The organism is Paenibacillus sp. J31R109, from assembly GCF_059692055.1.
In genome coordinates this window covers 131,293-145,789 of the sequence record NZ_JCAUAR010000012.1, presented here as the reverse complement: position 1 = coordinate 145,789, position 14,497 = coordinate 131,293, and the positions used below count along the sequence as shown (strand labels likewise).

The following is a 14,497-nucleotide window of genomic DNA, read 5'->3' as shown; positions in this document are numbered from 1 at the left end:
ATGAGGTTAAAATAGTGCCTCGTGTGCTCCAACCAAGTTTGTTACGATTCGTCATGTAAAGGTTTTCAGTTTTCGCAAACATACAAATATCTTCTTGGAGGGGTTCATATGAAAAAGAGTTTACTCGTTTTAAGTGGTGTTCTAGCGATCAGCGCGGCGCTTGCAGGTTGCGGTAGTAAATCAGAAGATAAGCCAGCAGAAACTTCTGGTGGTGCAGCTACATCCTCAACGAAAGCACCTGTTACGATTAAAGTACAAGCATGGTATACAGAAGCTCAAGGGAACTGGAACGCAACAGTTGAAGCTTACAACAAGACTCACCCTAACGTAAAAGTCGTTTACGAGAGCATGTCCGAAAAGGGCGATTCCCAAGAAGGTATGAAAAAGCTTGATCTACTAGCTGCTTCCGGCGAGCAAATGGACGTTGTTATGTACTCCAGTGCATCTGATTTTGCACAACGTGTAGGCGCAGGAATTCTTGAGCCGCTTGATGCTTATTTGAAAAAAGATAACATTGTCGTCAAAGACGAATATAAACTTGATCCAGTTGTTAACGGGAAATACTATGCGCTTCCTGGTAAAATGATTGAATGGTTCGTTCTATTGAACAAAGACAAATTGGACGCGGCTAAACTTCCAGTTCCAACTGAATGGACTTGGAATGACTACGCTGATTACGCGAAGAAAATGACTTCGGGTGAAGGTGCGGCGAAACAATACGGTTCCTACTTCCATAACTGGAAAGACTACGCTCTACTTGGTTTGAACAACAACATGGATAACCCATACCTAGTGAAATCAGATGGTACAGAGAACATTGATAATCCACAAGTTCGTTTCTCCTTGAACCTACGTAATCAAATGGAAAACGTGGATAAATCATCTGTTCCTTACTTCGAAGTTGTTTCGCAAAAAATGGCTTACCGTGACGTGTTCTACGCAGGTAAAACAGCTATGCTAGCAACAGGTAACTGGATGGTTGGTGAGCTTGCACAAAATGCGAAGTTCAACACGGTATTTGCTCCGTATCCGAAATATGATGCGAAAGATGCAAACGGTCTAACTGAAGTTGGTGCTGACTTCATGGGTGTTGCTGCGAACTCCAAAAACAAACAAGCAGCTTATGACTTCGTGAAATGGTACACAACAGAAGGTATTCAAACACAAGGTCTGTTCTTCTCCGGTTGGAAGAAAGCCGACATTAATGCTAACGTAGATGCCATTCTAAAAAGCGGTAAACCAGATCAAGTAGCTAAAATTGATAAAACTTCCTTGCTTGCTACTTTGAAAGTAAATAAAGCGACGAAATTGGTAGTTCCTCCAACGTATGCCTTGCAACAAGAGAAAGAATACCTAACGCAAGTTGAGTTATTCTTAACTGGCAAGCAAGATCTGGAGAAAACAATTTCCACAGCGAAAGCGAAAATTGAAGACATCAGAAAAAGTAATGCAAAGTAATCGGTAACGGTTAGACTAGCTTTACTGGTATAATGTGTATAGGAAGCAAGAGGAGGCCACTGGCCCCTCTTTTTTCCCATTTTATTGGAGAAGGCGGGAAACGCTAGTGCTGCAATGGTTTCGCACATTATCACTTCGTAATAAATTAGTACTAACGATTCTGGTTTGTCTGGTTTTGCCATCGATTGTGTCGATGAATGTGTCGAATTTTTTTACACGGGATGCGGTTCGTTCACAAGTGGCAGACAGCGCAAGGCAATCGATGCGTATCACGAGTCAGATTGTAACGGGACAGTTGAAGAACATGGTGTACATGATGAATTTTATTCAATTTGATGAGGAACTGCAGAAGCCAATTCTCAGCCTTGGTCATGTGGATGAGACGTCGACAATAGGGGACATTTTTCAAGCCAAGCTAACCATAAATAAAAGAATTTCAACCGTCATGAATCCATTGGGGAATATGAATGTGACATTATTACTCCCCAATGGGCAATATGTGGCCTCCTATACAACCATTAATTTCGACCCGAAATCATTTTTGAGTAAAGATTGGATGAAGGAAGTTAATCAGATTAAGGGTTATAATGTACATTGGATTGGGACTGAGTTCAATTACAATAGTGAGTCAACGCAACCGTATGTATTAGCTGCAGCGAAGCCACTTGGATTGAATGGTACAACCTACGGCTATGTCATAGTCGGACTTGAGTTGAGTGTTCTTCAGAACTTATTTGCACAATATAAGGAAAATGAAACGATGGTCATCATTGATGAGAATGGCCGCATTTTGGTTGATCAGGATACGAGTCGCATTGGCACGCAATTTGCTAATTTCGATCAGCTTCCTTCCGAGGAGGGTTCCTCTTTTGTCAAGGTAGCAGGTGAAGAGTACATTATGCAGAGTAATCAAATTTCGTCCAATTGGAAGCTCGTCAGCATGGCACCGTACAAGTCTGCTGCTCAACAAATTGAGTCATTCCGCAAGACAGACTTCCTTATTCAACTCTTCTTTTTAATCTTGTTTGCCATTGTGCTCCTTTATGTTGTAAGAACTCTGACGAAGCCCATCGCTAAGCTTGTACAAACGGTTGTCCGTATCGAATCGGGTCAGTTGAGTGAACGATCTAACATTAGTGGCGGTGACGAAGTTGGTCGGTTAGGGTATGTATTTGACCGAATGATTGATCGGATCGAGCTGACGCTTGTTGAGAATAAGAGAGAGCAAGAGCTCAAGCGCAAGGCTGAACTGGCGATGCTTCAGGCACAGATTAATCCACATTTTCTTTTTAACGTATTGAATTCCATCCGGTTGAAAATTATGATGAAAGGCGACGAAGAGAATGCGGAATTGATCAGCTCATTGTCTGCCCTTTTGCGTATGACCATTAATCGTAATAACGAATACATAACGCTCCATGAGGAGATTGGCATCAACGAGCACTACGTTCGTTTGTTGAACTCGCGACACGGCGATCGGGTTGTCTTGCGAGTATCCGCGGCTTCGGACACGCTGCTTATTCAAATTCCGCGTTTCTTGCTGCAGCCACTTATTGAGAATGCGTATATTCACGGCCTCAAAAGTAAAGCAGGTGAGATTACTATTGTTTCTCGGATTGCAGAGGATGGCAGACTGCAGGTAGAGATTCAGGATTCCGGAGTTGGCATGACCCCAGAGCGGTTACTTACGCTTCGCAATCATTTAGAAGCCACACCAACAACGCCTGTAGTGGAAGAAGCAAGCAGTCCTTCGCTATCAGGAATTGGTATACACAACGTGTTTGAACGACTGCGGATGATTTATGGACTTCGATTCGATTATGAAATTGAAAGTAATCTAGGACGCGGCACTCAAATTATTCTTCGCTTTCCACAGCAACCAGAGAAGGAGGTGTAACCTTGTACACCGTCATGATTGTAGATGATGATATCCCCGTGCTTGAATTTCTCAAAACGACGATAAATTGGGAAGAGCTCGGTTATCAATTGACTGGCGTTTATGAGAATCCCTTGGAGGCTTTGAAGGCAGGTCAGCAAGTGAAGACAGATGTATTGATTAGTGATATTGGGATGCCCGGGATTAATGGGCTTGAGCTGATTAAGTCCCTCCGTGAGGAGGATCCCCACGTGAAGGCTGTGATTCTCTCCTGTCACGATGAATTCCACTACGCACAGGCGGCCGTTAAGCTTTCGGTGAGTGAATATATATTGAAGGAAACAATGAACGTCAGTAATATCACGGAGGTATTGACCAGGCTCAAGGAGCAGTTAGACGCTGAGGATCGTCAGCAATCGAAGAGCCGCAAGCTAGAGAAAGAAGTGTCGCAGCACCGCGGCGCATCGAAACGTCAGTTCATCCGAAGCACGGTGAATGAGCCATTATTTGATGCGGACGAGTGGGGAGCCAAAGCGGAGGATTTTGGGATAAGGCTTACGAAACATGCGGTTCTGCCTGTATTCGGCTATGCCAACCGGGTGAAAGAAGCGAATAGCCGGTTTCAATCGAAGGACTTGTTCGAGTATACGATTCAGAATATTGTCGAAGAGATTCTCGTGGATCAAAAGGAAGTGACTTTATTCACCTACGATACAGGTGAAATCGTGCTGCTATTTCCACATTTCTCGGAACTGCATGTGAACAATAGTCAGAAAATGGAGCAGACACTTCGACAGCTGCAAACCTGTTTGCAAAAGTACGCCAAAATCTCCTTCTCGTTCATCACCGGGAATCCAGTGAAGGATGTTCGAGCATTAAAGGATCAATTAATCCGCATGGTCGAGGGCAAGGCTGGCCGATTTTACATGCCAGAGTCCTCAATCAGCAAGCTAGGCAATTTGCGGGAAGGATTCGGGGATGGCGGGGAGTTGCTCGCCCAATATGCGCAAGCGTTGGATGAATTCCGCACTGTGGTGTTCGATGAGCGTATCGAAGGAATCGACTCGTTTGTCTCGAAGTGGGTCGATTTCATCCAGTATAATCGGTTCCGTCCCTTAGAAGTGAAGGATTGGCTGCTCAAAATGATTCTCGATGTACGGATGCGTCTAAAATCGCTGCAGCACTATCAATCGACATTTTCTTCGGAGCTGCTGCATCACGATGTCCACGAGCTGTCCTCTATCCGTGAAATGGAGCTATGGCTAAAGGATTATTTACAGCAGGCCATCGAGTGGGCGGGACAAGTGTATCGGGAGTCGCATAATCGTGAAATCCTGGAGTGTCAGCGCTTCGTGTATAGCCATCTCGATACGAAAATATCACTCGAGGACGCTGCCGCGCATCTTCATTTGCACCCGAGCTACTTGAGCCGCTTATTCAAGCGAGAAACGGGCGAGAATTTCATCGAATATGTGACGCGGATGAAGATGGAGAAAGCGAAAGAGCTGCTTGAGATCACGGATAAAAGCGTGGAACAAATCTCGGATATGCTCGGCTACGAAAATAAAAATTACTTCGGTAAGCTCTTCAAGGCGCACACCGGCTTCGTGCCGAATGCGTATAGGGGGCAGACGAAGGGGAGTTCTTAATGAAGCCGTGAGAAAGCACAAAAGCCTGCTAAAATGCAGGCTTTTGTGTTTTTTTTGGTGGTGGGTAAGGTAATGCCTGCAAATATGCTAATCACGAATTATTCAGACATCGGTTCGTTGGAACTTTCGTAAGCCTGCAGAATGGCATGGAGCAGGCCAGGGAATCTTTCTTCCAAATCATGCTTACGTAGTGACAATAAGCGCTGAGTCCCTTGCACCCGGACATGAACAACACCTGCTTCACGCATGGTTCGCACATGATGAGACTTGGTTGATTTCACGACACTCACATCAATACCACCGCAGGTACGTTCCCCTAGTTTGTGGAGTTCTGAAACGATGGATAATCGGACAGGATCGCTTAACGCATAGAGGACGGATGAGAGATGCATATCCTCTTTGTCTGGGTGAAATAGTACTTTCAGGATGCTTCCTCCTCGTTAAAAGCGTAGTGATTGCATTTTATCATATCTCATGCTATATTTCTAATGTTCGATAACAATCGAACTTATCTTATAGATGGACTACTTAAATTCGTAACGGAAGTCAGCAGTTATACGAAATAGACAAATATGGAGTGGAGGAACAACCATGACAAATTCTAGAACAAATCAAGAGACGAACTCTGTCGAGGCATTGTTCAAGCCTTTTACACTAGGAAATCTTAGCTTAGCCAATCGAGTCGTGATGGCACCTATGACGCGAGCCTTCTCGCCAGAAGCTGTCCCCGGGCAGGAAGTGGTGGACTATTACCGCCGCCGCGCGGAGAATGGCGTTGGTCTTATTATTACCGAAGGTACACTAATCAATCATCCAGCGGCAACGGATAATCCCAATATCCCTAACATTCATGGAGAAGCAGCCCTCGCAGGCTGGAAACGCGTTGTCGACGCAGTTCACGAAGCAGGAGGACGCATTGTGCCTCAGCTCTGGCACGTAGGGATGACACGTAAGAATGGATCACTTCCGCATCCAGAAGCGCTATCGATTGGACCATCTGGCCTCACGTTGACAGGTGAACAAGTGAATGAGCCGATGACACAAGCGGATATCGATCAAGTCGTGCAAGCTTTCGCGCAAGCAGCAGCAGATGCGAAACGAATTGGCTTTGATGGTATCGAGATCCATGGTGCCCATGGTTATTTGATCGACCAGTTCCTATGGGAAAGAACGAATCAACGCACCGATAAGTACGGTGGCAGTATGTTAGCTCGTACGCGATTTGCTGTTGAAGTTATTGAAGCATGCCGCCGTGCTGTAGGGCCGGATTTCCCAATTATCATTCGATTGTCACAGTGGAAATCGGCTGAATATACAGCGAAACTCGCTGATACACCTGAACTGCTGGGTCAATTGCTTGCACCTTTAGTCGAAGCAGGCGTAGATATCTTCCACTGTTCAACTCGCAGATTCTGGGAACCAGAGTTTGAAGGATCTGACCTGAATTTTGCAGGCTGGGTGAAGCAGTTAACGGGTAAACCTACGATCACTGTGGGGTCAGTCGGCTTAGATGATGAATTCATGGGATCTTTCAGAGGAAAAAGCGCAGGCACATCTGACATCAACGAGTTGCTTGTCCGTTTAGAAAAGAACGAGTTCGACCTCGTGGCGATCGGACGCGCTCTGTTGGTTGATCCTAATTGGGTTGAGAAGGTTCGCGACGGACGATTCGATGAATTGCTACCATTCACTGTTGATGCACTAAAACGTTTATACTAATTATTATAAAGCACAAGAAACGGCCTCTTAGGAGGCAGTCACTTGTGCTTTTTCTATTGCGTTAGCGCACGCAGTAGTTCGTACGCGCAAAAGTGGCATCGCTTTTCATGGACACTGTGTTTTATGCTTGGGAACAAGCAGAATCTAAACTCTTTTGGAAATCCCTCTAATTATTTGGTATCTTGCACAAATTTCCATGTCTTTACAATAAAATAGCAAATTTCGCAATTATCCTATGGTAGAATAAGAGCGTTCTTAATAGCTTGTCTGTCCGAAAAAGTAAGCGCTTATGTAGAAAAGATTTTGACTCAGCCAATAAGCTAAGGAGGAATTGCAATGAGTAAGCTCAGAGGATGGAAGACGAGATTATGGAAGACAACGTTGGCGTTGACAGTAGCGATACCGTTCCAAGTGTTAGCTGCAAGCAGCTGGCAGACGGTAATGGCGGAGGGGCCGACAGATCCGGCACCGTTTATTGAAGCCAAGGTCGTTAACGGGAATGCAGGGAAGAAAGTTCTTTTTGACAATACACACGAGCAGACAGCTGGAGCAGCGGATTGGGTCATTGATGGGGCTTTTTCGGATTTTGGCAATGCGTTAGCGAATAATGGTTATTATGTAAAAGAACTGCGCAAAACGACACCAATCACCTTGGCCGATTTGAGCGGTTATGATGTGTTCGTGGTAGCGGAGTCCAATGTTCCGTACAAAACGAGTGAGCAAAACGCCTTAGCCCAATATGTGGCTGGTGGCGGCAGCATTTTCTTTATCGGCGATCACTACAATGCCGATCGCAACAAGAACCGCTGGGACGGCTCCGAGGTATTCAACGGCTACCGCCGAGGTGCTTGGACGAACCCAGCAGCGGGGATGAACGCAGAAGAGACAGCATCTTCTGCGATGCAAGATGTAGCCAGCTCGGACTGGCTGGCTACGCAGTTCGGTCTGCGTTTTCGCTATAACGCCCTCGGCGACATTAATGCGAATAACATCGTAGCGCCTGCGCAAGCTTTTGGGATAACGACAGGTGTCTCCAGTGTCGCGATGCACGCAGGATCTACGCTAGCCATTATTGACCCGACGAAGGCGAAGGGCATTGTGTACTTGCCGCAAACGAATGAAGCTTGGGCAAATGCGGTGGATCAAGGCGTCTACAACGGTGGCGGTGTTGCGGAAGGCCCGTATGTGGCCATTTCAAAAGCGGGCGCAGGCAAAGCGGCATTCATCGGGGATTCCTCACCGGTTGAGGATGCAACACCGAAATATATGCGCGAGGATACAGGCGCGAAGAAGACGACGTATGATGGGTTTAAAGAAGTGGATGACGGCATACTGCTGGTGAATATGGTGAACTGGCTTTCGACCAAAGAAAGCTACACGAGCCTCACTGAAGTAAGCGGCTTGCAGCTGGATCAGCCAACGGCTTTGCTGCCTTTTGAAGCTCCAGCGGCATCGACAGAACCACAGCCAGAACCGTGGGCGGCACCAAATGCCGGCTACAAGTGGTACGACCGCAGCACGTTCAAACCGGGCTCCTACGGTGGCCCAGCGGCAACGGCGAGTGCCACGTACAGCTTTGTAAAACAAGCCGTATTGCCAAATGCTGCGGACTTCCCCATCAGAGTCGTTGTGGATAACTTACCTCCTTCGACAACCGTAACGGGCTTCAGCCTTGGTATCTACTTAGTTACTGGCGGTTCACAAATCGCCAAAGTACAGAACGCAGATGGCACATGGCCGACAGCTAATGGCTACAGTGCAACGTTTAGCGTAACCGCAGACATCAACGGACACGCGACGAAGGATCTGAATGTTCGTGTTGTTCCAGGCACGACCGCACCAGCGAATCTCAGATTGCGTCAGAATGGCTCGAATCTGAAAACGGAAGCCGTCACGCTTGGAAACGTACCTGCGGAGAACTTGCCGGAAGAGGAGAATCCGATTCCTGCGAAGATCGCCATCTCGGAAGCACGTGCCAAAGCAGCAGGTACGTTGGTGACGGTAGAGGGCGTTGTTACGACGGAGCCAGGTGCTTTTGGCGGACAAGCCTTCTACCTGCAAGATACAACAGGCGGCGTGTACGTGTTCCAGAGCTTGAGTGGTTTCCACCAAGGGGATACGGTAAAAGTAACAGCCTCAACAGCGCTATTCAACACAGAGTTTGAGCTTGCTGATCCTGTAGAGATTGCCAAAACAGGCGTCGCTGCACTCCCAACAGCAACCCCTGTATCCGCTGTGACAGCGGATAATCAAGGGCAACTGCTCACATTGAGTGATGTGACAATAAGCAATATCATCACGGCAACACCGACGGGTTCTTTTGAATTCGACGCCATCAAAGACGGCGTAAGCAACCACATTCGTGTCGATACACGAACTGGGTTATCTTTAAGCACCTTCCCGTATACAGCGGGACAAAAGGTGACGATTCAAGGTGTTGGCGCTATTTTCAAAGGTGTATTCCAATTGAAGCCACGGGGCTTGAGTGATTTCAGCGTGGTTGCTGACACAGTGGCACCAGTAACAACTGCAACCCTATCCAGTACACCGAATGCAGCGGGTTGGTTCAAGCAAGACGTAACGGCAACGTTAACAGCTGTAGATGATAAGGCGGGAGCGGTGGTCACGCAATATGCCATCAATGGCGGAACTTCAGAGGTCTACTCAGCACCAATCGCGATTGCTACAGAGGGCACAACAACCGTGAGCTATTCCTCTACGGACGCTGCGGGCAATGCGGAAGCTGTGCAGTCCTTGCAAGTGAAGCTGGATAAAACAGCGCCAACAGCGACCCTTACGGAATCTGGGCATGCCGTCAAGGATGTGACCGAAGCGAATGCGGTGACATTCGATTTGGTGGCCCGTGATGCCATTTCGGGTGTTGTTGATCAATCTCTTACTTTGGATGGTCATGCTATTACAAGTGGTCAAACGATTGCTGCAGGTAGCTTAGCTGTAGGTGCCCACACGGTGGCGTATCTTGTAGCGGATGATGCAGGGAACACGACAAGTGGTACACAGACATTTAACGTGGTTAAGAAGCCATTATCCATCGGGGCTCCTGGTCAGCCTGTTTTAAGCTCTAATGCCGGATACTCCGGTTTAAAAGATGGCAGTTACTCAATCACGATGAACATGTGGTGGGGGAATAATGGCACTATTTTTAACCTATACGAAAATGGTTCACTCATCAGCACGAAAACACTTTCAGATGTTTCCCCAGCAGCTCAAATCGCGAAAGTTGATGTGACTGGCAAACCAAATGGCACGTACACATACACCAGTGAACTTATAAATGTATTCGGGACGACAACCAGCCAGCCTCTTGTAGTCACAATCACAGACGCATCGCCAGGTAAGCCTGTCTTATCGAACAATAACTGGGATGGTGATGGCAACTATCAAGTCACCATGAACATGTGGTGGGGCACGAACGCAACAGGGTACCGCCTGTATGAAAATGATGTACTTATCGATGAGAAAAGTTTGCAAGCCGCCTCACCAAGTGCACAAAGCGCAGTCACTGCCATCGCGGGTCGCGCCATCGGCGTTTATCAGTATCGCGTCGAGCTGTTCAACGCAGCAGGCGTGACATCAAGCGACGTAGTAAGTGTTACTGTAACGAAGTAAGCGAGGTACGGAATGGAGAGCATGAAGAACAGCCCTTCTGGTTGGAGACCAGAGGGGTTGTTCTTTATTTTGGATGGTGCGCACGCGTCAGCGGCAGGTAGTCCCTACATGCTGAATCAACTAGACAAAAACATATCCCAATGGTAGGTTAAATGGATAATTAAGAAAGTGTGTGATTGATGATGTCTATTGCTTCGCAAGCCAAAGAAACAACGGGTGGCAGCCGTTTATGGATGGTGTTGGTGCTCGGTTTACTCGCCTCCTTCGGGCCACTTTCCCTCGATATGTATTTGCCTGCTCTGCCCGTCATTGCCGGTGACCTCCATACGACAACTTCGCTCGCCCAAATGAGCTTAACCGCCTGCATGCTCGGCCTCTCCTTAGGCCAGCTCATAGCTGGATCGGTGAGTGATGTACGCGGAAGACGCATGCCTTTGTTGGTTGGCCTGTTGATTTATGGCATATCCTCTGCGCTATGTATGGTTGCTCCATCAATTTGGGCGTTTCTGATCCTACGCTTCATACAGGGGATGGCAGGAGCTGCGGGGATCGTTATCTCTCGGGCAATCGTTCGTGATATGTATGAGGGCGTTGCGTTGACGAAGTTTTTTGCGTTGTTGATGCTCGTTAACGGTTCGGCTCCAATTCTAGCTCCAATTATCGGCGGCCAGCTGCTGCAATTCACATCCTGGCGCGGGGTATTCCTTGTGCTCAGCTTGATTGGTGTTGTGATGCTTATCATTGTTGTATTTGGGCTAAAAGAAACACACCCGCCTGAACGTCGCTCCAAAGGCGGTCTTACGAATACGCTTCGTATTTTCCGTGGCTTGCTCACAGACCGATTGTTCATGGGCTACGCGTTAACGCAGGGGCTTGTTTTTGCTGGCATGTTCGCTTATATTTCGGGGTCGCCGTTTGTTTTGCAGGATATATTTGATGTGTCTCCACAAATGTTTAGCGTTATTTTCGCGGTTAATGGGGCTGGCGTCATTCTTGCTGGTCAAATTACAGGGCGACTCGCAGGCAAAGTTAGCAATCACCGTCTGCTAGCTGGCGGCTTAGCTATAGCTGTGCTCGGGGGTCTGCTGCTGCTCATTGCGACGCTTAGCGGGGCTGGGCTCGTCTTGATTTTGCCAGCGTTTTTCCTCATCGTCGCTTGTATTGGTCCCGTATCCGTATCGACTTCTTCCTTGGCCCTGCAAAATCAAGGCCAAACAGCCGGCAGCGCCGCAGCCTTGCTAGGACTCATGACCTTCGTCATCGGAGGATTAGTGGCACCGCTTGTCGGACTTGGCGGCAGCCAAACGGCTGTGCCGCTTGGTATTATCATCGCACTCATGGAGCTGGGTGGCGTGCTTTGCTTCGTTTGGATGACGCGAGAAAAAACGTGATCAAGCGCTCACCTTTTTTAGAAAATTCAAAGATTTTTCACAATTATCATTTATACTGAAGAAGAATTGACCAATTTTTGAAAAAGGTGGGTACTACGCATGAAGCGCATCCATAAAACGTTGCTTATCGGCACACTCGCAGCTGGATTATTGATCAGTGGCGGCTTCGTACTTCAGTATAATCAAGCATTTGCTAACGACACAGCTTCGACGACGTCATCAGTACCTAAGAAGTTTCAGGATAAACATAGATTTGATAAACATCCAGCGCCACCAAGAGACGGGTTTGATTTTGGGAAGGGCGGTTTTGGCGGCGTAATCGACTTTGCATCCATACTGGGTATAGATAAAGGCGTCCTCAAAACGGAAATTGAAGCGGGCAAAACGCTCGTTCAAATCGCCCAAGAGAAAGCGAACCTCAGTGAAGATGCGTTGATTGCTAAGCTGACTGAGGCGGAAACGACGAAAATCGATACAGCGCTGAGCTCGGGGAAAATCAAGCAAGAGCAAGCGGATAAGCTTAAAGCAGGTCTTGCTGATCGGTTGAAAAAAATCGTTGAAGCCAAATCTCACGCCATGGATTTTGATAAAAAGCCAATACCTCGCGGCAGTAACATGCCTATGCCTGGTAGTGCATGGGGCAGTCCGAAAGAAATCGCTGCGATTCTCGGCATTACCGAAGAAGAACTTGCGACTGAGCGTAAAGCAGGGAAGTCGCTTGCCGAGATTGCGGCTGCCAAAGGCATCTCGCAAGATCAGTTGATCGCCAAGCTCAAAGATAGCATGACAGATGAACTGAAAAACTTCGTCGAACGCAAAGGCGGCGAACGTCCAGCGCCTCAGCCTCGCGGCGATTTCGGTTCGTTCAAAGGGAAGCCAGGCCATGGCGGCGAGCATAGACCTGCCCCGCCATCACCGCCGTCACCGACAGAGGCGCCTGCGGCTACGTAGTATTTGGAACAGTACAAGGTTGCTACATTCGAGTATATCGAGCGTGGGCAACCTTTTTTGTGTCGAGTGGGGGAAATGGATGAAAGAGAAGAGTAGACCGAAGGAGGAGTAGTTGAATGGAGGAACTCATCGGGCATTGTCGCACATGTGAGAAGCCTATTTATTGTAGAATGGGTTTTCTAGATGGTGTCGTACAACCGGATAAAACTTTGTTATGCTTTGATTGCTCTTCTGAGGTACACGTGATGCATGTGATTGCGGATAAGGAAGAGTGACTGGTAAACGCTGACGCTAAAAGGAAAGGAGCGCTGCTCTAATTGGTTTGCTAGATTTAGCTACATAACAGAGACTGTCGAATAACTGTTTATCCTGAATATCCTATACACCATTTGAAATTTAGAGAAACAACCGGGAACTTCTTCAACTCGAGATAACTTATCGCTTCCATGACATAGAGATGAACCTCGTTTGCAAAATAGCGTTATGAAAACATCTTATTTATTAGTTTAGTAGAGAATATGGGAGAATAACGTTATAAAAAAGCGTTATTCCACTCTAAATGGATATATTCCACTCTATTTGGTCGAAATAGCGTTATTTCGTAATGCTATATTTTCACAGAACTTGCATATGTAGCAAATAACGTTATGCCACACCTTTCGATTCATTAATCGACAGTCTCTAACATCCAGTTATTTGCGTCAAGCGGGATTTGGCTGGCCGCAGCGCAGCCGCACCCAACCGCCGCGTCATCCAGCCGCGGCTAGTACAACACACGCCACAAGTAAAACGTGGCGTACGCCTCCCACCCCCGCCAGCGCTCCGCGAGCTGGCGGATCTCTTCAAGCGAGGGCTTGGCCGTAAGCCCAAGCACATGCTTGAGCGCGTTATGCAGGCCGACATCGGCCAACGGGAACGCGGCGGGGTTGCGCAGACAGCGCATCAGCACATAGTTGGCCGTCCAAGGGCCGATGCCGCGAATGCGCAGCAGCTCTTTTTCCATGGCGAGGAAATCGCCCATCGCAAGCAGCCCAGCCTTGGACAACGTGCCCTCCGCCATGAGATTGGCAACGCCAATGAGGTACTCTGCTTTTTTACCCGTGAACTGTAAAGCGGTGAGATCCTCAGTCGTGAGCGCAGCGATTCGCTCTGGCGTCGGGAACGCCCAATACGTTCGACCCTCCCACTCTAGGGAGGTGCCGAAGGATTCAACTAGACGCCGCTTGAGCGTATAAGCAAAAGTCAAATTAATCTGCTGACCGATAATTCCCCAACTCATCGCTTCAAATAAATCGGGAATCCCCAGTAAACGGAGCCCTCGGAATTCCTCAGTCACTTGCCGCAGGATCGGATCCTCCATCTCATACAATGGCGTCAAATCCGTTCCTAAATCCCACCACTCCCACACATAGCGAGCAATTTCTTCCCGGACCGTAGAAGTCATACTAGCACCAGTATAGTGGACAATTCGGACGTGAAGTACCTTGTCATCCTCACTGTGGACAGCGATCAGCGCGAGGTTATCCCCAACTTGCAGCAGCTTGTAAATGCTGGAGTTATCCACAACGAATAGGCACTCATTAGTGGAGCGGCTTAAATAGCCAATATTGGGCTCATATCGAAAAAGTTCAGGAAGAGCAAGCATGAGCGTGCTCGTTGGTTCGTACCATTTTAGCCTAGATGGGTCAAAAGCTTGCAGGTGTGGCATCGTTATTCTCCTTATCGGTAGGAAGTCGTTACATGCATTATCGCCGAGAGCGGCTTTTGTAATCTTGCTTTCTCATCTCGGAACCCTTACAACCATTGGCCTGTTTGGGTATACT

General features: G+C 47.7%; 11 protein-coding genes. 9 read left to right on the top strand and 2 right to left on the bottom strand.

Annotation, left to right across the window (positions count from 1 at the left end; genetic code table 11):
* The first annotated feature begins 108 nt into the window (after nt 1-108).
* From AC58QT_RS25345 to AC58QT_RS25335, 3 genes are all read left to right on the top strand, one after another.
* On the top strand, nt 109-1,458 hold the full coding sequence (locus tag AC58QT_RS25345; RefSeq protein ID WP_497411423.1) for an ABC transporter substrate-binding protein: 1,350 nt from the start codon (nt 109-111) through the stop codon (nt 1,456-1,458).
* A gap of 106 nt (nt 1,459-1,564) precedes the next feature.
* Nucleotides 1,565-3,355 carry a sensor histidine kinase gene (locus AC58QT_RS25340; protein ID WP_497411422.1) on the top strand — a complete coding sequence of 597 codons (1,791 nt, stop codon included), beginning with the start codon at nt 1,565-1,567 and terminating at the stop codon, nt 3,353-3,355.
* 2 nt (nt 3,356-3,357) lie between these two features.
* Nucleotides 3,358-4,983 carry a helix-turn-helix domain-containing protein gene (locus tag AC58QT_RS25335; protein WP_497411421.1) on the top strand — a complete coding sequence of 542 codons (1,626 nt, stop codon included), beginning with the start codon at nt 3,358-3,360 and terminating at the stop codon, nt 4,981-4,983.
* Nucleotides 4,984-5,081: 98 nt separating this feature from the next.
* Here the strand turns inward: AC58QT_RS25335 and AC58QT_RS25330 are convergent, their stop codons facing one another.
* On the bottom strand, nt 5,082-5,408 hold the full coding sequence (locus AC58QT_RS25330) for an ArsR/SmtB family transcription factor (RefSeq protein WP_497411482.1): 327 nt from the start codon (nt 5,406-5,408) through the stop codon (nt 5,082-5,084).
* A 166-nt stretch (nt 5,409-5,574) separates the two neighbouring features.
* On the opposite strand from AC58QT_RS25330, the gene AC58QT_RS25325 reads away from it, so the two are divergent.
* The 6 genes from AC58QT_RS25325 (at nt 5,575) to AC58QT_RS25300 (ending at nt 12,949) form a co-directional block, all read left to right on the top strand.
* Nucleotides 5,575-6,702, top strand: coding sequence for an NADH:flavin oxidoreductase (locus tag AC58QT_RS25325; protein WP_497411420.1), 1,128 nt, complete (start codon nt 5,575-5,577; stop codon nt 6,700-6,702).
* 336 nt (nt 6,703-7,038) lie between these two features.
* Nucleotides 7,039-10,332: an OmpL47-type beta-barrel domain-containing protein gene (locus tag AC58QT_RS25320; RefSeq protein WP_497411419.1), complete on the top strand. Its 3,294-nt coding sequence runs from the start codon at nt 7,039-7,041 to the stop codon at nt 10,330-10,332.
* Nucleotides 10,333-10,344: 12 nt separating this feature from the next.
* Nucleotides 10,345-10,479, top strand: a complete 135-nt coding sequence (locus AC58QT_RS25315; RefSeq protein WP_497411418.1) for a hypothetical protein — start codon at nt 10,345-10,347, stop codon at nt 10,477-10,479.
* 35 nt (nt 10,480-10,514) lie between these two features.
* Complete coding sequence (locus AC58QT_RS25310; RefSeq protein ID WP_497411481.1) at nt 10,515-11,723, top strand: multidrug effflux MFS transporter; 1,209 nt, start codon at nt 10,515-10,517, stop codon at nt 11,721-11,723.
* A gap of 99 nt (nt 11,724-11,822) precedes the next feature.
* Entirely contained in the window at nt 11,823-12,674 is an 852-nt protein-coding gene (locus AC58QT_RS25305; protein WP_497411417.1) for a hypothetical protein, read from the top strand.
* Nucleotides 12,675-12,790: 116 nt separating this feature from the next.
* On the top strand, nt 12,791-12,949 hold the full coding sequence (locus tag AC58QT_RS25300; RefSeq protein ID WP_497411416.1) for a hypothetical protein: 159 nt from the start codon (nt 12,791-12,793) through the stop codon (nt 12,947-12,949).
* A gap of 488 nt (nt 12,950-13,437) precedes the next feature.
* Here the strand turns inward: AC58QT_RS25300 and AC58QT_RS25295 are convergent, their stop codons facing one another.
* Nucleotides 13,438-14,382 (bottom strand): DNA-3-methyladenine glycosylase family protein, encoded by a 945-nt coding sequence (locus tag AC58QT_RS25295; protein ID WP_497411415.1) that lies wholly within the window; start codon nt 14,380-14,382, stop codon nt 13,438-13,440.
* Between the last annotated feature and the right edge of the window lie 115 nt (nt 14,383-14,497).